The sequence below is a fragment of the Luteibacter flocculans genome, assembly GCF_023612255.1.
In the GTDB taxonomy this organism is placed as follows: domain Bacteria; phylum Pseudomonadota; class Gammaproteobacteria; order Xanthomonadales; family Rhodanobacteraceae; genus Luteibacter; species Luteibacter flocculans.
In genome coordinates, this window is sequence record NZ_CP063231.1 from 4,215,294 (window position 1) to 4,237,037 (window position 21,744).

At 65.1% G+C, this 21,744-nt stretch carries 20 protein-coding genes; 7 read left to right on the top strand and 13 right to left on the bottom strand.

All coding sequences use genetic code 11. The annotated features are described in order from the left end of the window. Window positions 1-3: 3 nt before the first annotated feature. Both IM816_RS18275 and IM816_RS18280 read right to left on the bottom strand, forming a co-directional pair. Window positions 4-1,332 (bottom strand): HlyD/EmrA/EmrK family protein, encoded by a 1,329-nt coding sequence (locus tag IM816_RS18275; protein WP_250339202.1) that lies wholly within the window; start codon window positions 1,330-1,332, stop codon window positions 4-6. Further along, window positions 1,329-2,846, bottom strand: coding sequence for an efflux transporter outer membrane subunit (locus tag IM816_RS18280; RefSeq protein WP_250339203.1), 1,518 nt, complete (start codon window positions 2,844-2,846; stop codon window positions 1,329-1,331). The genes IM816_RS18275 and IM816_RS18280 overlap by 4 nt, the downstream gene beginning before the upstream one ends. 149 nt (window positions 2,847-2,995) lie before the next feature. On the opposite strand from IM816_RS18280, the gene IM816_RS18285 reads away from it, so the two are divergent. After that, on the top strand, window positions 2,996-3,790 hold the full coding sequence (locus IM816_RS18285) for an undecaprenyl-diphosphate phosphatase (RefSeq protein WP_250339204.1): 795 nt from the start codon (window positions 2,996-2,998) through the stop codon (window positions 3,788-3,790). 3 nt (window positions 3,791-3,793) lie between these two features. After that, window positions 3,794-5,365, top strand: coding sequence for a winged helix-turn-helix transcriptional regulator (locus IM816_RS18290; protein WP_250339205.1), 1,572 nt, complete (start codon window positions 3,794-3,796; stop codon window positions 5,363-5,365). A 229-nt stretch (window positions 5,366-5,594) separates the two neighbouring features. On the opposite strand, the gene IM816_RS18295 is transcribed toward IM816_RS18290, so the two are convergent. Both IM816_RS18295 and IM816_RS18300 read right to left on the bottom strand, forming a co-directional pair. Further along, window positions 5,595-6,734 (bottom strand): serine hydrolase domain-containing protein, encoded by a 1,140-nt coding sequence (locus IM816_RS18295; RefSeq protein ID WP_250339206.1) that lies wholly within the window; start codon window positions 6,732-6,734, stop codon window positions 5,595-5,597. Between the two features lie 117 nt (window positions 6,735-6,851). Beyond that, the gene (locus IM816_RS18300; protein WP_250339207.1) at window positions 6,852-7,838 is read right to left on the bottom strand and encodes a LysR family transcriptional regulator; all 987 of its coding nucleotides are present in this window, start codon (window positions 7,836-7,838) and stop codon (window positions 6,852-6,854) included. Between the two features lie 193 nt (window positions 7,839-8,031). On the opposite strand from IM816_RS18300, the gene IM816_RS18305 reads away from it, so the two are divergent. The 5 genes from IM816_RS18305 to IM816_RS18325 all read left to right on the top strand — a co-directional run bounded on the left by IM816_RS18305 (window position 8,032) and on the right by IM816_RS18325 (window position 15,369). Continuing rightward, window positions 8,032-9,237, top strand: a complete 1,206-nt coding sequence (locus IM816_RS18305; protein WP_250339208.1) for an efflux RND transporter periplasmic adaptor subunit — start codon at window positions 8,032-8,034, stop codon at window positions 9,235-9,237. A 6-nt stretch (window positions 9,238-9,243) separates the two neighbouring features. Continuing rightward, complete coding sequence (locus IM816_RS18310) at window positions 9,244-12,435, top strand: efflux RND transporter permease subunit (RefSeq protein ID WP_250339209.1); 3,192 nt, start codon at window positions 9,244-9,246, stop codon at window positions 12,433-12,435. Window position 12,436: 1 nt separating this feature from the next. Continuing rightward, window positions 12,437-13,870 carry an efflux transporter outer membrane subunit gene (locus IM816_RS18315; RefSeq protein WP_250339210.1) on the top strand — a complete coding sequence of 478 codons (1,434 nt, stop codon included), beginning with the start codon at window positions 12,437-12,439 and terminating at the stop codon, window positions 13,868-13,870. Then, window positions 13,867-14,640 carry an SDR family NAD(P)-dependent oxidoreductase gene (locus tag IM816_RS18320; protein ID WP_250339211.1) on the top strand — a complete coding sequence of 258 codons (774 nt, stop codon included), beginning with the start codon at window positions 13,867-13,869 and terminating at the stop codon, window positions 14,638-14,640. The genes IM816_RS18315 and IM816_RS18320 overlap by 4 nt, the downstream gene beginning before the upstream one ends. Before the next feature lie 153 nt (window positions 14,641-14,793). Next, a complete protein-coding gene (locus IM816_RS18325; protein ID WP_250339212.1) occupies window positions 14,794-15,369 on the top strand; it encodes a hypothetical protein in 576 nt (191 codons plus the stop codon). A gap of 55 nt (window positions 15,370-15,424) precedes the next feature. On the opposite strand, the gene IM816_RS18330 is transcribed toward IM816_RS18325, so the two are convergent. The 9 genes from IM816_RS18330 to IM816_RS18370 all read right to left on the bottom strand — a co-directional run bounded on the left by IM816_RS18330 (window position 15,425) and on the right by IM816_RS18370 (window position 21,743). Then, window positions 15,425-16,579 carry an AI-2E family transporter gene (locus IM816_RS18330; protein ID WP_250339213.1) on the bottom strand — a complete coding sequence of 385 codons (1,155 nt, stop codon included), beginning with the start codon at window positions 16,577-16,579 and terminating at the stop codon, window positions 15,425-15,427. A gap of 5 nt (window positions 16,580-16,584) precedes the next feature. Continuing rightward, window positions 16,585-16,902 carry a hypothetical protein gene (locus IM816_RS18335; RefSeq protein ID WP_072323457.1) on the bottom strand — a complete coding sequence of 106 codons (318 nt, stop codon included), beginning with the start codon at window positions 16,900-16,902 and terminating at the stop codon, window positions 16,585-16,587. Between the two features lie 3 nt (window positions 16,903-16,905). Further along, entirely contained in the window at window positions 16,906-17,388 is a 483-nt protein-coding gene (locus IM816_RS18340; protein WP_250339214.1) for a phage holin family protein, read from the bottom strand. A 26-nt stretch (window positions 17,389-17,414) separates the two neighbouring features. Next, a complete protein-coding gene (locus IM816_RS18345) occupies window positions 17,415-17,804 on the bottom strand; it encodes an ElaB/YgaM/YqjD family protein (protein WP_083527506.1) in 390 nt (129 codons plus the stop codon). Window positions 17,805-17,872: 68 nt separating this feature from the next. Further along, window positions 17,873-18,031 carry a DUF1328 domain-containing protein gene (locus IM816_RS18350; protein ID WP_046965775.1) on the bottom strand — a complete coding sequence of 53 codons (159 nt, stop codon included), beginning with the start codon at window positions 18,029-18,031 and terminating at the stop codon, window positions 17,873-17,875. Between the two features lie 114 nt (window positions 18,032-18,145). Beyond that, entirely contained in the window at window positions 18,146-18,784 is a 639-nt protein-coding gene (locus IM816_RS18355; protein WP_250339215.1) for a YbhB/YbcL family Raf kinase inhibitor-like protein, read from the bottom strand. Window positions 18,785-18,800: 16 nt separating this feature from the next. After that, complete coding sequence (locus IM816_RS18360) at window positions 18,801-19,892, bottom strand: PQQ-dependent sugar dehydrogenase (RefSeq protein WP_250339216.1); 1,092 nt, start codon at window positions 19,890-19,892, stop codon at window positions 18,801-18,803. Window positions 19,893-19,944: 52 nt separating this feature from the next. Then, window positions 19,945-20,946 (bottom strand): YheT family hydrolase, encoded by a 1,002-nt coding sequence (locus tag IM816_RS18365; RefSeq protein WP_250339217.1) that lies wholly within the window; start codon window positions 20,944-20,946, stop codon window positions 19,945-19,947. After that, window positions 20,943-21,743, bottom strand: coding sequence for a lysophospholipid acyltransferase family protein (locus IM816_RS18370; RefSeq protein ID WP_250339218.1), 801 nt, complete (start codon window positions 21,741-21,743; stop codon window positions 20,943-20,945). Before IM816_RS18370 ends, IM816_RS18365 begins: the two co-directional genes overlap by 4 nt. Between the last annotated feature and the right edge of the window lies 1 nt (window position 21,744).

Here is a 21,744-nt window from a genome sequence, read left to right on the forward strand (position 1 = left end):
CGCTCAGCCGCCGCGACGTGAAGCGAGCGGCGGGGGCGTTACGTCCACCGTGTTGGCCCGGATGATCTCTTCCGCGCGCGCGTCGGCGCGATCCATCTCCTGCTCGTAGACGTTCGTGGTAGCGAGCGGCTTGTTGCGGGGCGTCTCGGCGAGCACGCGTCCATCGCGGTCATGGGTATCGACGTTCACGTCAGTCGAAAGGCCGACGCGCAGGGGATGCTTGCGCAGCTCTTCCGGGTCGAGCGCGATGCGCACCGGCAACCGTTGCACGACCTTGATCCAGTTGCCGGTGGCGTTCTCGGCTGGCAACAGCGAGAACGCGCTGCCGGTACCGGCGTTCAAGCCGACGACCTTGCCGTGGTACTCCACATCCGAATACATGTCGGTGGTGATCTTCACCGGCTGGCCGATGCGGATGTGCTCCAACTGGGTTTCCTTGAAGTTCGCATCCACCCAGAGGTCGGACAGCGGCACCACCGTCAGCAGGTCCTGTCCCGGCTGGATCCGCTGACCGACCTGCACCTGCCGGCGCGCTGCATACCCTTCGATCGGCGAGACGATGGCGTTGCGGCCGTTGTTCACCCAAGCGTTGCGGAACTGCGCGCGCGCCTGGATCACAGCGGGGAAGTCGGCCACGCTGGTGCCATCCACTTGGGCGTGGGCTGCCGCGGCCTCGCGCTCAGCCGCCTGCAAGCCGGCAAGCGCCTGCTGCATTTGGCGTCGACCGGTATCCACCTCTTCCGCAGAGACGGCGCGTCGTTCCAGCAAGGGGTGGCGACGGTTGTACTCGTCCCGTGCCTGCTCATACTGCGCACGGCGCTGGGGTATGGCGGCGTCCGCCTGGCTCGCCTGCTGCATGCGTGCCTGCGCCTCGCGCACCGCCTGCGCCAACTGACCTTCGGCATTCATCAGCGCCACGCGCGCATCCACCGGATCGAGCCGGATGAGCACCTGGCCCTGATGCACACGTTCGGTTTCCTCCACCGCCACTTCCACGACGGTGCCGGCGACGCGCGACGAGATCGTCACCATGTCGCCCTTCACATAGGCGTCGTCGGTGGTCTCGCGCTGGGAGAACACGAAAATGTACAGCAACAGCCAGACCAAGCCGGCCAGCACAAAGACGGCACCGATGATGGAGAGGACGATGATCTTTCGGCGCTTCGCCTTGGGATCGTCTTTCTTTTTCTTGTCGTCCTTGTCTTCTTGATCGCTCTTTCCGTCCTGGTCGTGCTTGCTGCTGTCGGCGTCCTTCCGCTTCGTCCCGTCGCCGTGCTCGTCGGCGCGCTGCGATCGTTCCTTCGTTTCGTCCTGTTCGTTGTCGGCGGTCATCGGGTGGCATCCTCGCCGGCCTTGGCGGCCGGTAGATCGGGCAGGTCGTCGGCGTGGTAACCGCCGCCGAGCGCATGGATGAGGGAAAGGTTCGCGGAAAGCATCTGGCTGGCGAGTTGCAGCCGCGCGTCGCGTTGCTGGTCGAGCTGCATGTCGGCATCGAGCCAGGTGCGGTCGTCGATGAGGCCCTTGGAGCGGCGATCGGCGGCCTTGGCCTTCTGGGCCGCCGTGGCGTCGTATTGGCGATCCACCTGCACACGTTGATCGTCGAGCATCTGCAAGGTGGCGACGCCTTGCGCGATCTCGCCCGCCGCCTGTACGACCGCCGCGTCGTATTGCGCTACCGTCGAATCGAGCTGGGCTTGAGCGCCCTCGTACTGCGCACGCAGACGCCCGCCGCTGAAGATGGGCAACTGCACGGATGCACCGACATTGCCGAGCGTGAGGTCGGTGCGCGTACCCGAGCCGAGGTCCGGATACGTGCGCAGGAACGCGCCAAGCGCCGTGAGGCTCACGTCGGGGTAATACGCCTTGCGTGCCTGGTCGATGTTCTTCGCCGAGGCTTCGATCTGCCAGCGCGCCGCGGCAATGTCCGGGCGCCTTGCCAACAATCCCAGGCGAGCGTCGGACGGCAGGTGGGTGTCCGCCGCGGGCAGCGGCGATGGTTTCAATGTGCCGAGGTCGTCAGGCGACACGCCCGCCAGTGCCGCGAGCTGGGCCAGGTCGAGACGCGCCGCACCATCGAGTTGCGCCACCGAACGGCGGAGTTGCGCCAGCCGCGCGTCCGCTTGATCGAGCGCCGTCGGATCGTCCAGACCACTGTGCACGCGCAGCGCCACCAGCTCGCGGTATTCTTCGGCGTTACGCGCGGCGTGGCGTGCCACATCGAGGCGGGCCTGCTGCGCCTGCCAGTCGAAATAGGTATTGACGACGTTGTATTGCAGCGAGGCGGCGGCAGACGCCCGTTCGGCTTCGGCGGCACGCGCCTGGCCGACTGCGGCGGCGACGGCGTCCTTCTGCTTGCCCCACAAGTCCAGATCCCACGTCGCCAGGGCGCCGGCAACGCCGCTGTTGCTCCAGCTGTTCCCAGGATTCAACTGAAAACCCTGCGCATTACCGGGCGCACCGGGCACTTCGCCGCGCACGTCCACATCGCTGTAACCGTGCCCGCCGTTGACGAGGCCACGCACTTGCGGGTTCAACTCCGCTTTCGCGGTGTCCACGGCGCGCAAGGCCGCGCGATAGCGTGCCTCTGCCTGTTCCATGTTCGGCGAACCGCGCATGGCGCGCGCCACGATGCCGTCGAGCTGCTCGTCGTGGAAGCGGCGCCACCACTCGGGTGCCGGCCAGCCGGCCTTGCCCGTCGGCAGGCCGGCAAGCGGTACCTCGTCGCGCGGCACGAAGGCCGGTGGACGTACCGGGGGTGCGCAGCCGAACAGCACGAGCAGCGCCGCGACAACAGCGACACGCGGGCCACGAAAGTGTCGGCCCGGCGGGTGGGGAAGGAACGCCATGGCAAGTCCGTAAGGAAAGTTCTTGCGATCGGACGGCTACACGGTGCCGCCCGCGATTGCGTCGGCGAACATATCAGCGCCCTGCGTGGGCGGGATGTGATGGTGCATGGCAAGCTATGCCGTCGTCCCTCCATGGAAGTCCCCACCCCGTGAACGATCTGCTCAGCGCCATTCTTCTCGGCATTGTCGAGGGAATCACCGAGTTCCTGCCCGTCTCCAGTACCGGCCATCTCCTTATTGCCGAACGCTGGCTAGGGGCGCGGTCCGACCTCTTCAACGTGGCGATCCAGGCCGGTGCGATTCTTGCCGTCACCTTCATCTACTGGCGCACGCTGTGGAGCCTCGTGATCAACTGGCGCCGGCCGGAGACGCGCGACTACGTGGCGAAGCTGTTCGTAGCCTTCCTCATCACCGCGGCACTCGGCCTCGTCGTGACCAAGATGGGCTTCAAGCTGCCTGAAACGGTGACGCCGATCGCCTGGGCGCTGATTGCCGGCGGCATCTGGATGATCCTGGCAGAGAAGGTGGCGGAGAAGCGTCCGGAACGCGCAGCCATCACCTGGAGGGTCGCGATCCTGGTCGGTCTGGCGCAGATCGTGGCCGGTGTGTTTCCGGGCACGTCTCGCTCGGCGGCCACCATCTTCATTGCGATGCTCGCCGGCACCAACAATCGCGCCGCCGCGACCGAGTTCGCCTTCCTCGTCGGTATTCCCACGATGTACGCCGCCACGGGCTACGAATTGCTCAAGACCTTCCAGCATGGCGGCGCCGCGGGCGAGGACTGGACCGGTCTCGGCGTGGCTTTTGCGGTATCCACCGTTGTGGCCTTCGCCGCCGTGAAGTGGCTGCTGGGTTACATCCGCTCGCACCGGTTCACCGCGTTCGCCATCTACCGGATCGTGCTCGGTATCGCCCTCCTCCTGCTCCTGCCGGCGGGCGGCTAACGCATGACGGGCGCCTCCCGTTACCGATTGCTCGACCTCACCATCGACCTGGCGCGCCAGCAGGTCGAACGCGAGGGCACGCGGCTCGAGGTAACGGGACTGAGTTTCCGCTTGCTTGCCTGCCTGCTGGCACATGGCGATCGCGTGGTCGGGTTCGACGAACTGATCGCCGAGGTGTGGGCACCCGCCGTCGTGAACGAGGAAACGGTGACCCAGCGCGTGCGCTTGCTGCGCCAGGCGCTGGATGACGACGCGCGACAGCCGCGCTACGTCCGTACGGTGCGCAGTCGCGGCTATCAGCTCGGCGCGATGCCCGTGCCGGTAGGCGATACGGCGCCAGCACGTCGTGCCTTTTGGCCCGCCTTGGCGGCTGTGGGCGTGCTCGCCGCCACCGCGGTCGGGGTCGGCTTTCTCGCGCGCGAACAGGCGCCTGCCGTCAGCGCACAGCGCGAGGTTCTCGATCGTGCCCACTGGTATGGCGCCATGGGTCAGCGCGAGAACAACGAGCGAGCGCTCGCCCTGTACGACCGCGCGTTGCAGGACGCACCCGCCGACGTCGAGGCGTTGTCCGGCGCAAGCCGAACGCGGGCCGCACGCACGTGCCTCTACAACGCCGGACCCGACGAGGCGCGCGAGGCGTTACGCCTGGCAACGCGTGCGGTGTCCGCGCGGCCGGACCATGCCGCCGCATGGTCGGCGTTGGGCTATGCGCGCGATTGCCTCGGCGATATCCAGGGTGCCCTCGCGGGATACGAACGCGCGGTGCGTCTTGATCCCGCTGACGACAACAGCCGGGCATCGGCGGCGTATCTGTATCAAGAGCAAGGTCGCCTGGCCGATGCGCTGCACGCCAACCTGGACATGCATGGCGACCCCTCGAGGGTGCGCTTCCGCGAGGTGCAGATCGCGCGCGAGTACGACCTGCTCGGATTTACGAACGCCGCGGAGGCGGCCTATCGCCACGTGTTCGATCTCGCGCCCGACAATGTCTTCGGCAACGTCGGCTGGCCGGCATTCCTGTTTGCACACGGCCGCTTCGACGAAGCACGCAACTCACTTGCGGAGGCGCGCAAGCGTGGCACGACTCGCGCCGAACTGGCGCAACTCGAAGGCGAGCTCGCGCTGCACCGTGGCGATCGCGCAGCCGCAACGAAGGCATTTGCCGAAGCACGGTCGCTGCAACCCTCGGCCACGCTGCCCGCGACGCTGGCCGTGCTTTACGGTGGCGACACCGTGGATCCCGCCTGGCTACGCGAACGCATCGCAGCCACGCGAGCCGCATTGGCGACCGATCCCTGGCCAGCCAGTCGCCTGGAACTCGCGCTACTGCTGCAGGCGAGTGGCGATCGCGCGGGTGCCATCGCCGCGATCGCCGATGCCGTGGACAAGGGCTGGCGCGATGCCGCCTATCTCCGGGCCTCACCGTTGTTCGCGCCGCTCGCTGAGGAGCCCACGTTCGCCTCCGTGTTGGCGACCATCGCGCGGCGGGTCACTGCGGAACGCGAGCGTGTCGAGGCGGCACCGTGGTGCCCCACGGTTTCTCGAGCGGAGCCCCTGCCTTGTAGGACCCGCTAAAGCGGCGATGGGAGCTTACTGGTGGGAGCCAGCTTACTGGTGGGAGCCAGCCTGCTGGCGATGGGTACTTGCCTCACGGCTACACCGCTTCGTTGGCTTATCGCCAGCAGGCTGGCTCCCACCTCTCCTAAATGGGCCCCACCCATTCCTAAATGGGCCCCACCTCTTCTAAATGGGCCCCACCTCTCCTTATGGCTCCCAGCTCTTCTTATGGCCCCCAACGTTTGGACTACCGTCGCGGCAATGCCTTGAGCACCACGTCGCGGAAAATCGCCTGCGATTGCGGATGGGCGTAGCTCTGGTTGTACGCCTGGCTCGTAATCACCGCGACGAGGCCGCGTTCGGGCAAGACGAACACATAGTTGCCGCCGTTGCCGCTCATGGCCCACACCTTCGTCTCCACGCCGTGGACGGGAAAGCGGAACTGCCACCACAGGTAGCCGTAGTCGGCATCGTCCCTTGCCTGCGCGTGCGGCGTCAGCATCGCCGTGACCCAGGCGGCGGGGAGCACCTGCCTGCCGTGCCATCGCCCGCCGTCGACCGCGAGTTGACCGAGCTTCGCGAGATCGCGCGACCGGTAGCGCGTACCGCCACCGCCCATGCCGATGCCTTCGCTCGACACGTTCCATTTCACCTGGGTAATGCCCAGGGGCGCCTCGAGCGCCTCGTGCGCAAAAGCGGCCAACGGTTGTTTCGTGGCGCGCTCCAAGACAGCTCCCGCAACGAAGGCCCCCGCAGTGCAGTAGGCGAACGTGCGGCCATAGGGCGCATCCTTCGGGCGGGTGACCCATGGCGCGTAACCGCGAATGGGCAGGTTGAGCGCAAAGTCCAGCCAGCGCTCCGTGACGTACATGCGTTCCTCGTTGCCGGAGGAAAACGCGTTGTCGTCATCGCATTCCCAGGTCGAACTCATAGTCAGCAGGTCTTCGAGCGTAATCGTGGCGAGCCGGGCATCCGGGTGGGCGATGCGGATGTCGGGAAAGAAGGCGTACACGGGCGCCTTCACGTCACGGATCGCACCGCGCTCGATGGCGGCACCGACGAGCATGGCCGTGAGGCTCTTGCTGGCGGAGCGGACGTCGTTCAGCAGCTCCGGCGTGCCACCGTTGAAGTAATGCTCGTAGACGAGCCGGCCGTGGTCGGCGACCACCACGCTGGTGATCTTCTTGTAGGTGCCATCGGCGACCCGGTCTTCGAGACCGGCCAGCGTGGATGCGTCCCAGCCGAGGGTCGCGGCATCGGCCACCGGCCAACCGTCACTCGCCTGCCGGGGTGGCTGGTACGAGGCGGCCGTTACAGGCCATGCCATCGTTACGGCAAGGCAAAGAATGGCGAGACGCTGACAAACAGGGAAAGCGATGGAAAGCATGACGGGGCTCCGGTCGTGGGAGCCCCGAGTGCAGCGCTTCGTCAGATGAAACGCCTGAAGAACGGATGAAGTTTCATGAAGGCGCACCACAGCCGGCCATACAGGCCGGCATGCGCCTCAGGCGACCGCGGCGATCTCTTCGATCTGCCGCGTCTTGCGCAGGCGGGCAAGCTCGGCCTGCTGCTGTTCCACCAGCTTGCACTTGGGCTCGCTGGTGCGCTGGAACAGTTCGCTGGTCCACTCGATGAAGGCCTGCACACGCGCCGAGAGGTGACGCTTCTGCGGGTAGACGATCCACAGGTTGGAGCCGGTGGAGATCGTGTCGGTCATGATGATCTCCAGAAGGCCTTTCTCCAGCGCCGTGGCCGCCAGGCAGTGCGGGGCCTGGATGATGCCCAGGCCGGCAATGGCTGCCTGAATTACCGACTCGCCGTCGTTGATCAGCATGTGCGCGTCCACGTCGACCGACACGCGGCCGCTGGGCGAATCGAACTGCCACTGGTACGGCTTGCCGGTGCTCGGGTGGACGAAGTTCACCGTGCGATGGCTTTTCAGGTCTTCGATCGATTTCGGCATGCCGTTCCGGGCGAGGTACGACGGCGCGGCGCACAGCACGTTGCTGAAGTGCCCGATCTTGCGCGCGATGAGGCTGGAATCGGCCAGTTCGCCCATGCGGATGGCGCAATCGAAACCTTCCTCGTTCAAGTCGAACGGGAAATCGCACATCGTGAGTTCAAGACGGATGTCCGGGTACTTGCGTTCGAATTCCGCCAGGTTGGGAATGATCGCCGCTCGCCCAACCGCCGACGAGGCGGCCACCCTGAGCTTGCCGGCCGGCTTGGTCTTGGCATAGCCCAAAGCCTCCGTCGCCTCGGTCAGATCCGCAAGGATCTCCTTGCAACGCGCATAGAACGCGGAGCCATCGTCGGTCAATCGCAGAGAACGCGTCGATCGGAAGAACAGCCTCGCACCGAGGCTTTCTTCCAGCCGAGAGATGGCGCGGCTGACACCCGAGGGGGTCATCTGAAGGTGTTGCGCGGCGGACGAGAAGCTCTTGGCTTCCACCACGCGTACGAAAACGCTGATCGCGGAAAAGTCTTCCATCGCTGGCTCCGAGCATCGTATTCGTGACTGGGGGTCACAGGCGGGGTGATTGTAGACCCATTTTTCGCTTGACGAGCAAGACCTAGATTTCGCCACCTGCGATGGACCGAGTTGACCTCAACCTTTGTTGAGGCGACACGCTGAGCGGCCATCGACCCCCTTTCCCATCCTCATCGCAAGCTCAGGACGTCCCATGAAGAAGAAACTTCTGTTCGGTTCGACCGCCCTGGCGGTCGCCATCGCCTCGGCGATCTGGCTCAGCGCCGGTAGTTCGCCCAGCCACGCGGCCGAACCCGCCGCGGCGGCGCCCGCGCCGGAAGTGACCGTCGCCCAGGTGCTGCTGCGCCCGGTCTCGGACGCCAGCACCTTCACCGGCCGCATCCAGGCGGTGGACACGATCCAGATCCGCCCGCGGGTCAGCGGCTACATCGACTCGGTGCATTTCCGCGAAGGCGCCGCCGTGAAGAAGGGCGACCTGCTCTTCACCATCGACCCCCGTCCGTACAAGGCGGAAACCGATCGTCTGGCCGCCAACCTCGCCCAGGCCCGCGCCGAAGCGAAGAATGCCGAAGCCAATGCCGCCCGCGGTGCCAAGCTCGTCGAGCAGCACGCCGTCTCGCGTGAGGAAGCCGATCGCCTCGATACGGCCGCCGCCAGCGCGAAGGCCCAGGTCGCTTCGGTGCAGGCCGCTCTCGACAACGCCCGGCTCAATCTCTCGTTCACCGAAGTGCGCGCGCCGGTAGACGGCAAGGTGAGCAACGCTCAGATCACGGCGGGCAACCTCGTGACGCCGAGCGACACGCTGACCAGCGTCGTGACGGTCGATCCGATGTACGTGTACTTCGACGTCGACGAGCAGACCTTCCTGAAACTCGACCGCCTGCGCCGCCAGAACGGCCGCGCGCCGGAAGTGGAAATGGGCCTGGCCGACGAAGACGGCTACCCGCACGTGGGCAAGATCGACTTCATCGACAACCAGGTGCGTGCCGGCGCCGGCACGATCCGCCTCCGCGCCGTGTTCCCGAACGGCGACGGCGCCTATACGCCCGGTCTCTTCGCCCGTGTGGAACTGCGCAGCGGCAACAGCCAACCGCGTGCGCTGATCGACGACAAGGCCGTGGGCACCGATCTCGGCAACAAGTTCGTCTACGTGCTCGGCAAGGACAAGAAGGTGGAGTACCGCCGCGTGTCTACCGGCCCGCTGGTGGGCGGATTGCGCGTGGTGGATTCGGGCCTGAGCGCCGACGACGTGGTCGTGGTGAACGGCTTGCAGCACGTGCGCCCCGGTGTGGAAGTGAACGCCAAGCGCGTGGCGATGGCGTCGTTGGTACCGGATAGCGCGCGCAACGTCGCGTCGCGTCCGGCCGGCGTCGACAGCGTGGCGCAGAACCAGGACTGATCCACCATGAAAATCGCTCAATTCTTCGTCGACCGCCCGATCCTGGCGGGCGTGCTGTCGGTGCTGTTTCTGATCGCGGGCGGCATCGCCGTGTTCAAGCTGCCGATCAGCGAATACCCCGAGGTCGTTCCGCCCACCGTGGTCGTACGCGCCTCCTATCCGGGCGCCAACCCCAAGGTGATCGCCGAAACCGTCGCTACACCGCTCGAAGAGCAGATCAACGGCGTGGAAGGCATGCTCTACACCTCCTCGCAGGCGACCAGCGACGGCGCCATGACGCTGACCGTCACGTTCGCGCTCGGTACCGATCTGGACAACGCGCAGGTGCAGGTGCAGAACCGCGTCTCGCAGGCCTTGCCGCGCCTGCCGGAAGAAGTGCAGCGCCTGGGTGTGACGACGAACAAGAGTTCGCCCGACCTGACCATGGTCGTGCATCTCACGTCGCCCGATCACCGCTACGACATGCTCTACCTGTCGAACTACGCACGCACGCGCATCAAGGACCAGCTGGCCCGACTCGATGGCGTGGGTGACGTGCAGTTGTTCGGCGCAGGCGAGTACAGCATGCGCATCTGGATGAACCCGGAAAAGCTGGCGATCCGCAATCTCACCACGGGCGATGTGATCAAGGCGATTCGCGAGCAGAACATCGAAGTGGCGGCCGGTTCGCTCAATGCGCCTCCCGGCCCGAACACCAGCGCCTTCCAGGTGAACATCAACACGCGCGGTCGCCTCGTCAGCGAGGACGACTTCCTCAACATCATCGTGCGCAGCGATCCCACCGGTTCGGTGACGCACCTGCGTGACGTGGCACGCGTGGAGCTGGGCTCGAACAACTACGCGCTGCGCAGCCTGCTCAACAACCGCGAAGCGGTGGCGATCCCCATCTTCCAGCGCCCGGGCTCCAACGCCATCGCCATTTCGGATGAAGTGCGCAAGGAAATGGCGGAGCTCAAGAAGGACTTCCCGCAGGGCGTGGACTATTCGATCGTCTACGATCCCACCGTGTTTGTGCGTGGCTCGATCGACGCGGTGGTCCATACGCTGTTCGAAGCCATCGTGCTCGTCGTGCTGGTGGTGATCCTGTTCCTGCAGACGTGGCGCGCCTCGATCATTCCGCTGGTGGCCGTGCCCGTGTCGCTCATCGGTACGTTCGCGGTGATGTACCTCGCGGGCTTCTCGCTCAACGCGCTGTCGTTGTTCGGTCTGGTGCTGGCGATCGGCATCGTGGTCGATGATGCGATCGTGGTCGTGGAGAACGTGGAGCGACACATCGAGCACGGTCTCGATCCGAAGATGGCCACGCGTCAGGCGATGACCGAAGTCACCGGCCCGATCGTCGCTACGGCGCTCGTGCTCTGCGCCGTGTTCGTTCCCGCAGCTTTCATCAGCGGCCTCACCGGTCAGTTCTATCGCCAGTTCGCGCTGACCATCGCCATCTCGACGGTGATCTCCGCGTTCAACTCGCTCACTCTGAGTCCGGCGCTCTCGGCCATTCTGCTGAAGGGTCGCGACGAGCCGAAGGACAGGCTCACCGTGTGGATGGACCGCAGCCTCGGCTGGCTGTTCCGTCCGTTCAACCGCGCGTTCGAGCGCAGCGCCGATAGCTATGTCGGCGGCGTGAAGAAGATCCTGCGCTTCTCGGCGGTGGTGCTGGTGCTGTACGCGGGTCTGGTGGGCCTGGCCTTCCTCGGCTTTGCCAAGGTGCCGACCGGCTTCGTGCCTTCGCAGGACAAGCAGTACCTCGTCTCGTTCGCGCAGTTGCCGGACGCGGCGTCGCTCGATCGCACCGAGAGCGTCATCCGCCGCATGGGTGACATCGCGCTGGCACAGCCCGGCGTGGAAAGCGCGGTGCAGTTCCCGGGCCTGTCGATCAACGGTTTCACCAACAGCACCAATGCAGGCATCGTCTTCGTAACGCTCAAGCCATTCGAGGAACGCCGCAGCGCGGATGTTTCGGCGGATGCCATCGCGGCAGCGCTGAATGCGAAGTTCGCTTCGATCCAGGATGCGTACATCGCGATCTTCCCGCCCCCGCCGGTGAACGGCCTCGGCACGATCGGCGGCTTCCGCATGCAGATCGAGGATCGTGGCGGTCTCGGCTTCGAGGAACTGTTCAAGCAGACCCAGGGCATCATTGCGGCCAGCCAGAAGACGCCGGAACTCGCGCATCTGTTCACCAGCTACCAGGTGAGCGTGCCGCAGTTCGATGCCGACGTGGATCGCGAGAAAGCGAAGTCGGAAGGCATCGACCTCGGTGACGTGTTCCAGACCATGCAGGCGTTCCTCGGTTCGCTCTACGTCAACGACTTCAACCGCTTCGGCCGCACCTATCAGGTGAACGTGTCGGCCGAGCCGTCGTTCCGTCATGAGCCGAGCGACATCGTGGGCCTGAAGACGCGTAATGCCGCGGGCGATCTGGTGCCGCTGGGTTCGTTCCTGACGGTGCGCCAGACCAACGGTCCGGATCGTGTGCAGCACTACAACGGCTACCCCACCGCCGAGATCAACGGCGGCCCGGCCCCGGGCTTCAGCACGGGCCAGGCGCAGGACGCGATGGAAGCGCTGGTGAAGGCCAATCTGCCGAACGGCATGAGCTTCGAGTGGACCGAGCTGACCTATCAGCAGATCCTCGCCGGTAACACGGCGGTGCTGGTGTTCCCGCTGTCGGTGCTGCTGGTGTTCCTGGTACTGGCGTCGCTGTACGAGAGCCTGAGCCTGCCGCTGGCGGTGATCCTGATCGTACCGATGGTGCTGCTGTCCGCGATCTTCGGTGTGTTCATTACCGGAGGTGACAACAACATCTTTACCCAGATCGGTTTGATCGTGCTGGTGGGCCTGGCCTGCAAGAACGCCATCCTGATCGTGGAGTTCGCCCGCGAAGCCGAGATCGGTGGCATGAACCGCGTTGACGCCGTGCTCGAAGCGGCTCGCCTGCGACTGCGCCCCATCCTGATGACGTCGTTCGCGTTCATCATGGGCGTGGTTCCGCTGGTGACCTCGCACGGTGCCGGCGCAGAGATGCGTCATGCCATGGGTGTCGCCGTGTTCTCCGGCATGCTCGGTGTGACCTTCTTCGGCCTCATCTTCACCCCGCTGTTCTACGTGCTGATCCGCGCCTGGAACGAGCGCTCGGAGGCGCGCCGCCAGGCACGCCGCGAGCGTCGTCTCCTTGCCCATGCAGCCCGGGAGTCGTGACATGAAAAGCATTCTTCGTTCCACTGCCTTGTTCACGGCACTCGTGCTCGCGGGTTGCGCGAGCGTGGGGCCCGACTATCAGGCACCGAAGGAAACGCCGGTGACGCTGATCGGCGTCGACGCCGCTCACCAGGACAGCGCGAGCTTCCAGGCACAGTGGTGGAAGCAGTTCGGCGATCCCACGCTCGATGCGTTGATCGTTCGCGCGGCAAAGAACGCACCCGATCTGAAGATTGCGGTGGCGCGCCTGGCGCAGGCGCGTGCCGCGCTGGGTACGGCGAAGTCGCAGCAGATTCCCGACATCGAAACCGGCGTGTCGTACCAGCGCAGCCGCCAGCAGCAGCCCGGCTTCAGTGATCAACGGCAGACGGTGACCGCGTACCAGGCCGGTTTCGACGCGTCGTGGGAACTGGACCTGTTCGGCGGCATCCGACGCTCGGTGGAAGCCGCGCGTGCCGACGCCGCTGCGGGTGAAGCCTCGCTGCGCGATGCGCAAGTCACGTTGTTTGCCGAAGTGGCACGCAACTACTTCGACCTGCGCGGTACGCAACTGCGCATCGACGTGGCGAAGCGTGACATCGCCAACCAGCGGGATTCGTTGAAGGTCATCGCCGCACGCGTCGACGTCGGTACCGGCGCGGAGCAGGATCTCGCCAGCGCCAAGGCACGGCTGGCCGCGGTCGAAGCACAGCTGCCCGTGTTGGAGACGCAGGCCAGCGCCGACCAGTTCCGCCTAGCGGTGTTGCTCGGCCAGCGCCCCGGCGAATTGGACATCGACCTGTCCCCGGCCTCGTTCAAGCCGATCGACGCGGCACTCGCCATCGGCGGCGCGGATGAAGTGCTGCAACGTCGTCCGGACATCCGCATCGCCGAACGCGAACTGGCCGCTGCCAATGCGCGCATCGGCGTGGCGAAGGCGGATTACTTCCCGCATATCTCACTCGGTGGCTTCATCGGTTTTCTTGCCGGACGCAGTAATAACTTTGGGGGTCCCGATTCGCGCGCGTGGTCGATCGCACCCAGCATTTCGTGGTCCGGTTTGAACGTACAACGCGTACGTTCGGGCGTGAAGGGCGCGGAAGCACGCGCCGACGAGGCCCGTGCAATCTACGACCGCACGGTGCTCACCGCGCTCGAAGATGTCGACAATTCGCTCGTGGCGTTCAATCGCCAGCGCGATCGCGTGGAGAAGCTGCTCGTCCAAGCAACGGAGAGTCGCCGCGCGGCGGCGCTTGCCAAGCTTCGCTACGACGCAGGCCGCACGGATTACCTCGAATTGCTCGATGCCGAACGCACCCAGCTCGCGGCCGAAGACCAGCTTGCCGAAGCGGAAGCCGGCATCAACCTGCGTGCCGTGCAGTTGTACAAGGCGCTCGGCGGCGGCTGGCAGGCCTGCGGTGACGAAGCCTGCAACGAGGTGGCGAAGGTGCCATGAGCACGGCGAAGGTTCACCGCCTGCCGGTGCAGGCGAAGCGAAACCGTGCGGTCGCGTTGGAACCGCCGCTCACCCAGCGCGTAGCGCTGGTGAGCGGCGCCAATCGCGGTATCGGTCTCGAGGTGTCGCGCCAGCTCGCCTCTCTCGGCGTCACGGTATTCATGGGCATGCGTGAGCCTGGCAAGGGCGAAAAGGCGGCGCGTTCCATTCGCCAAGCCGGTGGGGACGCGCACGCGCTGCGGCTCGACGTCACGAAGCAAGACGACATCGATCGCGCCATCGCACATATCGCCGAGCATTCCGGCCGCCTCGACATCCTCGTGAACAATGCCGGCGGATACTTCGACGCCGAGGGACATCCCTCGGTACTCGATCTCGATGCCATTCGCGGCGCCATGGAAGTGAACCTCATCGGTGCGTGGAGCCTCACTTCTGCCGCCCTCCCGTTGATGAAGCGGCATGGGTACGGCCGCGTGGTGAACATCTCCAGCGAATGCGCCGTGCGCGCGATGTGCGGCGAGAACAGCCCCGCCTACCGCGTATCGAAAGCGGCGTTGAACGCGTACACCCAGGTGCTCGCGCGCGAACTCAACGGCAGCGGCATCCTGGTCAACGCGGTCTGCCCTGGCTGGACGGCAACGGCACTCGGTGGGAGCGGTGGCAGGCCGGCAGCGGAAAGTGCGGAGGGCATCGTATGGGCTGCATTACTCGCGGAGCGCGAAGCATCGACGGGCGGGTTCTTTCGCGACCGCATGAAGATCGCCTGGTAGGGACATCGATCAATACGACGGCGCTTCGTTGCCGGAGTGTGACCGCGGTCGCAACCCGTAGTCCTACGGTGAGCGTTTAGGACGAGTCCTATGTATGGCGCGGCGGCGGGAGGCGTAAGTTCTCGCTCCCCTTTCCATACCGCGAGGACCGCCATGAAATCCATCCTTATATGCGCTGTCGCACTGGCGTCGTTTTTCTGCACGCCTGTCATGGCGGAGGATGCCTTCGAAGGCTTCGACCACTTACCGGCACAGGAGATCCACCGGGACACACCGCTGGTGCTCGATCACTTCAGCGTGAGTCTCCCGTTCGGCGGTTTGGGTGTCATCCGAGAGACCGACGTGGACGATGGCCTGGAGTCGGGCATGGTGTTGTCGGCACCCGCCGAATGGAATCTGGCCACCTTTGAGTTGACCTTCAATAAGCCATGGGAGCGTGTGACCTTTACGCTCGTTCTGCCACCGAACCAGGAGGAGCGCATCCGTACCCTTGTGATGCTCTACGGCGCTGACCCGGCAAGTCCCGCCACGAACGTCACGCTTTTCTGGCATGGTCCCGAACGCCGCCGGGTGCGCGTCGAGATGGTCCGCCTATCGGATAGCGAACCGTTCCAAAGAGTACTTCTCCACCTCATGCGCGGAGCATATGTCGACAACATTCACGTGGAGGGACGAGGCTCCGACTTGACCATGCCGATGCCGACACCGATGCACGTTCCCCACATGTGACATCGAAGCCACCGGCGAGCTGTAGGGTTTGCCGGTGGCTTGTGCTCGAATAGTCTCAACGCGACACGATGTGCGCGAACCACTGCCAACCGCGCAACTTCAAGGTAATCAGTTTCGCGCAGGTGAGCATCGGGACAGCAAGCAAGGCGCCGGGAATCCCCCACAGCCAGCCCCAGATCAGCAGCCAGAGAAGGATCGCCACGGGGCTGAGCCGCGAGCGTCGGCCTTGCAACATCGGCGTGATCAGATTGCCTTCCACGGCCGTGATGCCTGCGAACGTCGCAGCGGGGAGCAACGCGGTGCCGAGTTCCTGGAAATGCAGCACACCCACGATCGCAAGCACCGTGGTCGTGGTGATGGCACCGACGTACGGAATGAAGTTGGCGACGGTGGCGACCGTGCCCCATAGCAACGGGTCCGGTACGTCGTACAGGTAGAGCATGCCCGCGGTGATGAGGCCCAACGTGACGTTGATGGCTGCGGTAAGCAGCAGATAGCTCGACACTTCCGTCTGAATACTGCGAACGATGCTTACGGTGTGTCGCTTGTACGAGAAGGTGGGCGATATTTCGACGGCTCGGCGCAGGATCTCGTCGCCGTAGACGAGAAAGAAGAACACCAGCAGTGCCACGGTAAGCACGCTGGCAAGCACCTTGGGCGCACCCGCCACGATGTCCCACATCGTAAAGGCGAGCGTACTGGCCGTTTGCGGTGCGTTACGCGGGGCCGCACCGCCGACCAGGTTCTGCGTTGCCCGACTCGCGGCCTCGATCTGCTGCGTCATCGGCTTGATCTTGGGCGCGAACGTACGCATCGCTGCGGGCGCGTCGTGAAACCAGTTGAGGGCGGGGGTCGACAGCGTGACGATGGCAGAAACCAGCCCGACCCCGAGCAACACCATTACGGTGACGGCTGCCAGCCAACGCGGAATACGCACGCGCGCGGCAGCGGCCACGATGGGATTGAGCGCCAGACCAATGAACCCGGCGAGCACCAGCGGCACCAGAAGCGATTTGCCGATGGCGACGGTATAGACCAGGGCCAGCAGGATGATGCCGGTCAGGGAGACACGGATCGATCGAAGATGGCGCGAGATGCGACGCGTACTGCGGCTGCTGCCCGGCTTGCGGCGCAATCGCTTCGGAAGTGTGGATACCGCCACACCGGGTGCCGCCGCTGAGGGCAGCGGCGTGGGGAGCGAGCTTGGCATGTCGCTCATGACACGCTGTCGGCCGCATCGGCCGCGTTGCCCGCCAGGTCACCGAAGAACGTGCCAGCGGCAATGGACGCAGCGCGCGCGACCAGGTCGGCGACACCGCCTGCAACGAGGCCACTCACACCAGGCACAGCCATCGGGTTCAGCTTGATGTTGCTGAGGAGAAATCCGGACCCGGCGGCTACGCCTAGTACGGTAAGGGGATGTTCGTAGCCTCGCGCGATCAGTGCGGCTGCGGGGCGTACGGTTTCCTCGCGCGCGACGGCAACACGCAGCTGTGCCGCCCTGACCTTTGCCATGCTGCTGAAAATGCCCATCCCTCAGTCCCCCGCCTGTTCACTTTCCGCTTTGCCGCGCGTGGCCGCTTCACGTGCCAGCGTCGCAAGTTCGGAGCGCGTGGCAGGCAGCGTAAGCCAATGCATCGCGCGGCGAAACGTGAGGATGGCGACGATCAACAGAACAAGTTGCAGGCCGGCGAGCGCGGTCAGCGCCCAGGCCCACGAGCCAAACCATTGCGCCAGACCCCAGCCCGCCAGAGCGAGCAGGGTAAAGCCCAGCGCCACCGCGAACACGATGGCGGCCAGGCCCATGAACAGCATCATGACGATGCCGCTACGCGCCAGGCCCATCTCGGCGGTGAAGAGGCTCCACTGCGCCGCAAAGAGGTCTTTCAGTCCGGCGCCGAGGCTCCGGAGATCGTCAACCCATGAAGGCATGACCGGCTTAGCGGAACGGGGCGACGCCTCGTCATTTGGCGTCGCCCCGTCCATACCGTCTCGCCCCGAGGGACCGTCGTCCAGCATTCGTCACGCCCCTGGGGAAGATGGAATCAGTTGCGGAAAATGCGGCCGGCGAGCCAGCCCGCGGCGATCGCCAGTGCAATGGACTGGACCGGCTTCTCACGCACGTAATCGCGGGCGGTGTCGAGCCAGTCGTCGACCTTCTCTACCGCTTCGCCGTAGGCCTCTTTACCACGCAGCTTGGCTTCTTCGGCTTTTTCGGCAGCACGCGTGGCACCGTGTGCCGCTTTGTCCGTAGCGTTGTGGAGGGTGTGCTCCACCTTGTCGGCAGCACGCTCGACGGCGTCCTTGGTGCGACCGACGGCGTCGGAGGTGGCTTCCTTCACTCGCTCGGCGCGTGCGTCAATGCGCTCGGCGGCCGATACGGTGTTGGCGGCGGCGGTCGCAGCGTTGGCGACATGATCGACGGGCTTGTTCATGGGGCAGTCTCCGGTGCTGTGGTCGAGCAACATAGGTCAGAAGAGGTGACGCCGGGGTTACGGCGGAACTATACGCTGCGGCCCCGGAAGAACGAGATGATCGCCAGGATCAGGAAGATGACGAACAGGATCTTCGCAATGCCGGCTGCCGTACCCGCGATGCCACCGAAACCGAACACGGCGGCAATGATCGCAATGACGAGAAAAACGAGGGCATAGTGCAGCATGTGGGTATCTCCGTGGAGTGGCGCGGCACCATTTAGTCCCGCGCCCCGCGCATGCCGCGTGAAGCCCAGCGCTCTCGCTCAATGGGCGTTCAGCCTCGCGCCTTCACTCGGTCGTCACGCGTTGACCTTCGGGTTCAACGAATAGGTGCCGGTGATCTTCGCTTCAGCGACCACGTGACCCTCGATCACGTCGCGCAGCTCTTGCAGTGAGAACCCGTTTTCCAGTGGAACGTGGTCCACGTCCAACGCGTACACGTGGAAGTGGTAGTGATGCGGAATGGTGTCGTTCCACGGCGGGCACGGACCGTCGTACCCGTGGTAATGACCTTCCATGTCGCGGTCGCCCTTGAACCAGCCGGTGTAGTCGTTGAGACCCTGCACCGATCCGGGCGGACCCACCGGCGCCTTCTTGCCGCGCGGCACGATGCCTTCGCCACAGGCGCCTTCGGCCAGCTCACGGCATTCCAGCGGAATGTTCGCCATCAGCCAGTGGACGAACTCCACGCGCGGCAGGTCGCGGCGAACCTCACGGCCTTCCACGTTCACATCGTCGGGCTTCGAGGGCACGTCGGTATCGATCACGGCGATCGCGAACGACTTGGCCGTGGCCGGCACTTCCGTCCACGCGAGGTGTGGCGTGATGTTGCCGGCGGGCCGGATGCGGTCGCCGCTGGCCGGCTCGGCCACTTCCATGAAAGCGTAAGCCGCGGGGATCGGCTTACCGTGTTCGATGCTGTCGCTCTTGAGTCGCATGGGGCTTTCTCCGTTCTCAGTTCTTGTAGGTCACGCGATAGATGGCACCGTTGTCGTCGTCACTGATGAGCAGGCTGCCATCCGGCAGGGGCTGCACGTCGGCCGGACGACCCGAGACCTTCTCGCCCTTGAGGAAACCCTCGACGAGCGGTTCATAACTGGCCACCTTGTTGCCGTTGAAGCGCACGCTCATCACCCGGTAACCCGACTTCGCCGTACGGTTCCAGGAGCCGTGCTCGGCGATGATGGCGGCACCACGATAGGCCGCAGGGAACTGCTTCCCATCGTAGAAGCGCATGCCGAGCGCGGCCACGTGCGCTCCCAACTTCAACACGGGCGGTGTAAAGCTTTTGCAATCCTTGCCCTTGCCGAACTCGGGATCGGGCGTGTCGCCTTGATGGCAATACGGATAACCGAAGTGTTCGCCTGTCTTGGTGACGTGATTCAGTTCATCGCTGGGGAGGTCGTCGCCAAGCATGTCGCGGCCGTTGTCGGTAAACCAGAGCGACTTGTCGCTCGGGCGCCAGTCGAAGCCCACGGTATTGCGGATGCCCTTGGCGACGGTTTCCGCGCCTGTGCCATCGGGATTCATGCGCCATAACTGCGCAAAGCCCTCGTCGCCGCGATCGCAGATGTTGCACGGCGCACCGACGGGAACGTACAGCTTGTCGTCCGGGCCAAACGCGATGAACTTCCAGCCATGGGCGGTCTCGGTATGCAGCTTATCGGTCACCAGCTCGGGTTTCGGCGGCGTATCCAGGTGGTTTTCCAGATCGCGCAGCACATAGATGCGATTGACCGCCGACACGTAGAGGTCACCGTTGTGGAACGCCACGCCGACCGGCAGTTGAAGGCCGCTGGCGACGGTGCGGATCTTTTCCACGCGGCCATCGGCGGCGTAGCTCACCGCATAGACCTTGCCCGCGTCGCGCGAGCCGACGAACACCGTGTTCTTCGTGCCGAGCGCCATCTCGCGTGCGTCGGGCACCTGGTCCGTCCACACCGCTATGTGGAATCCCGCTGGCAAGGTCAGCGATGCCATGGGCGGCGGAGTGGCGAATGCGGGGGCCGCTGACAAGGCGAGACTGAAAGCAAGGGCGCTGCGCATGATGACTCCCGGTGCTGGAATGACCCGCCGTGCCGTCAGGACAACGAATGACTCAGCGGACGATAGCGTCGAAACGAGCGGCGATGTAGTCGTCGGTGAAGCTGGTCATGCTGAAGTCGCGGATGAAGCCGCAGTGCCCGCCGTACATGGCGATGTCCAGTTCCACGTTCGGTGGCAGGCGCAACTGATCGAAGGCCGTCACGGGGATCACGGGGTCGTCCCGCGAGGTCAGGATGGTGGCGGGCAGGTGCAGGTCCATCAGCCGGTCGCCCGCGACGGAATAGCCGTCCAGATAGGCTTCCAGCGAATCGAAGTCGGTATGCCGCAGCACCAGCGAGCGGGTCAGGTCACGCATGTTCTGACGCAATTCTTCGAGTTCGAAGTAGGTCTGTTGCGGAAAAGCCTGCTGCTTCAGGCGCAAGGAACGGCGCCACTTCTGCATGAAGTACGCTTGGTAGAACCAGGGCGCATCACTCTCCAGCGAAAAGAGGCCTTCGGCCGGATCGATGATCGGGCACACCGCCAGCACGTAGTCGATGGGGACGCCGAGCTTTGGCGCCAGCATCGCCGCACGCAGGGCGAAGTTGCCTCCGAGCGAGAAGCCCGCCACGCCGATCGCCCTGGCGGGAAACATCCGTGCGATCTCGCCGAGCGCTGCCACCACCTCGTCGATACGGCAGGAATGGAACAACGCCTCGTTCAGCCCGTGGCTGTCGCCGTGATCGCGAAAGTTCAGACGAAAGACGTCCCAGCCGTCCTCGAGCAGGCGACTGCCGGTCTGCAGGACATAGGTGGAATCGACGCTGCCTTCCCAGCCGTGGAACAGGATGGCGAGACCACGTGACTCGCTGCGGGTGCGCTGCGCCGTGAAGCGGCCGCTGAGGCGATCGCCTCGCCCGACATCCACCAGCACTTCCTGCGCATGTTCCTGCACCCGACGCGCACGGCGCGGCAGCAGCTGGCGGCGAATGCCGCTGGACGAAAGCATGGTCTGGATATGACCGCTGCGCAGCGGCCATGGCGGACGAAAATCGGCCCCCGTCGGCAGGCTCATGCCGGGGAGTCGGTATCCAGGGCCTGCGCGATGCGTTCGCGCGAAGCCTCCGCCATGCGGCGACGTCCGTCCGGGGAGACCGGCACGGGTTCGAGGAAATGCACTTCGACGTCGAGCGGCGCCTCACCGAGCAGGCGCAAGAAATTGCCCATGAAGCTCTCACCCTGGCGGAACCCGGCGTCGATCACACGCCGACCGTTGCGCGCAAAGCGCAGCGCCACGGGCTGCACCGGCACGTCGGCATCGAGCGCCGCCTGGAAGATGCGGGCGTGGAATACGCGCAGAACACCGTCATGACCCGTACCGCCCTCGGGGAACACCGCCACGGAGCGGCCCTCACGCAGGCGCTCGACCATGGCGGCCATTACCGAGGCCAGCGAATGGTTGTTGCCGCGACGGTGAAAGATCGTGCCGCCACGCGCGGCCATCCAACCCACCAGCGGCCAGCGTGCGATCTCCGCCTTGGCGACGAAACACGCGGCACGCTGCGAATGGAGGAGTTCGATGTCCAGCCAGGAGGTGTGGTTCGCCACGAACAGCACCGGGTCGGGCAGTGCCTTCCCAAAGCGGCGGCTGCGGAAGCCAAAGACCCGCAACAGCAGGGTCGACCACATGCGAATAGTGCGGTGGGCGAGCGGCTCGCGGCCGTTCTTCATCACGCCACCGGCCCAGCTCAGGATGAACGCGCAGACCAGAATGCCGAACAGCACGTGGAGCAAAAGCAGGGGTATCCGCCACACATAGCGCAGCGGACGCAGGCGGTCGCGTGGGGTCGGGTTGGTGGTGGCGGCTTCCATC

Coding starts and splice junctions, on each gene's coding strand:
- IM816_RS18275 (WP_250339202.1), bottom strand. CDS start 1,332: ATGACCGCCGACAACGAACAGGACGAAACGAAGGAACGATCGCAGCGC.
- IM816_RS18280 (WP_250339203.1), bottom strand. CDS start 2,846: ATGGCGTTCCTTCCCCACCCGCCGGGCCGACACTTTCGTGGCCCGCGT.
- IM816_RS18290 (WP_250339205.1), top strand. CDS start 3,794: ATGACGGGCGCCTCCCGTTACCGATTGCTCGACCTCACCATCGACCTG.
- IM816_RS18295 (WP_250339206.1), bottom strand. CDS start 6,734: ATGCTTTCCATCGCTTTCCCTGTTTGTCAGCGTCTCGCCATTCTTTGC.
- IM816_RS18300 (WP_250339207.1), bottom strand. CDS start 7,838: ATGGAAGACTTTTCCGCGATCAGCGTTTTCGTACGCGTGGTGGAAGCC.
- IM816_RS18305 (WP_250339208.1), top strand. CDS start 8,032: ATGAAGAAGAAACTTCTGTTCGGTTCGACCGCCCTGGCGGTCGCCATC.
- IM816_RS18310 (WP_250339209.1), top strand. CDS start 9,244: ATGAAAATCGCTCAATTCTTCGTCGACCGCCCGATCCTGGCGGGCGTG.
- IM816_RS18315 (WP_250339210.1), top strand. CDS start 12,437: ATGAAAAGCATTCTTCGTTCCACTGCCTTGTTCACGGCACTCGTGCTC.
- IM816_RS18320 (WP_250339211.1), top strand. CDS start 13,867: ATGAGCACGGCGAAGGTTCACCGCCTGCCGGTGCAGGCGAAGCGAAAC.
- IM816_RS18325 (WP_250339212.1), top strand. CDS start 14,794: ATGAAATCCATCCTTATATGCGCTGTCGCACTGGCGTCGTTTTTCTGC.
- IM816_RS18330 (WP_250339213.1), bottom strand. CDS start 16,579: ATGCCAAGCTCGCTCCCCACGCCGCTGCCCTCAGCGGCGGCACCCGGT.
- IM816_RS18335 (WP_072323457.1), bottom strand. CDS start 16,902: ATGGGCATTTTCAGCAGCATGGCAAAGGTCAGGGCGGCACAGCTGCGT.
- IM816_RS18340 (WP_250339214.1), bottom strand. CDS start 17,388: ATGCTGGACGACGGTCCCTCGGGGCGAGACGGTATGGACGGGGCGACG.
- IM816_RS18345 (WP_083527506.1), bottom strand. CDS start 17,804: ATGAACAAGCCCGTCGATCATGTCGCCAACGCTGCGACCGCCGCCGCC.
- IM816_RS18350 (WP_046965775.1), bottom strand. CDS start 18,031: ATGCTGCACTATGCCCTCGTTTTTCTCGTCATTGCGATCATTGCCGCC.
- IM816_RS18355 (WP_250339215.1), bottom strand. CDS start 18,784: ATGCGACTCAAGAGCGACAGCATCGAACACGGTAAGCCGATCCCCGCG.
- IM816_RS18360 (WP_250339216.1), bottom strand. CDS start 19,892: ATGCGCAGCGCCCTTGCTTTCAGTCTCGCCTTGTCAGCGGCCCCCGCA.
- IM816_RS18365 (WP_250339217.1), bottom strand. CDS start 20,946: ATGAGCCTGCCGACGGGGGCCGATTTTCGTCCGCCATGGCCGCTGCGC.
- IM816_RS18370 (WP_250339218.1), bottom strand. CDS start 21,743: ATGGAAGCCGCCACCACCAACCCGACCCCACGCGACCGCCTGCGTCCG.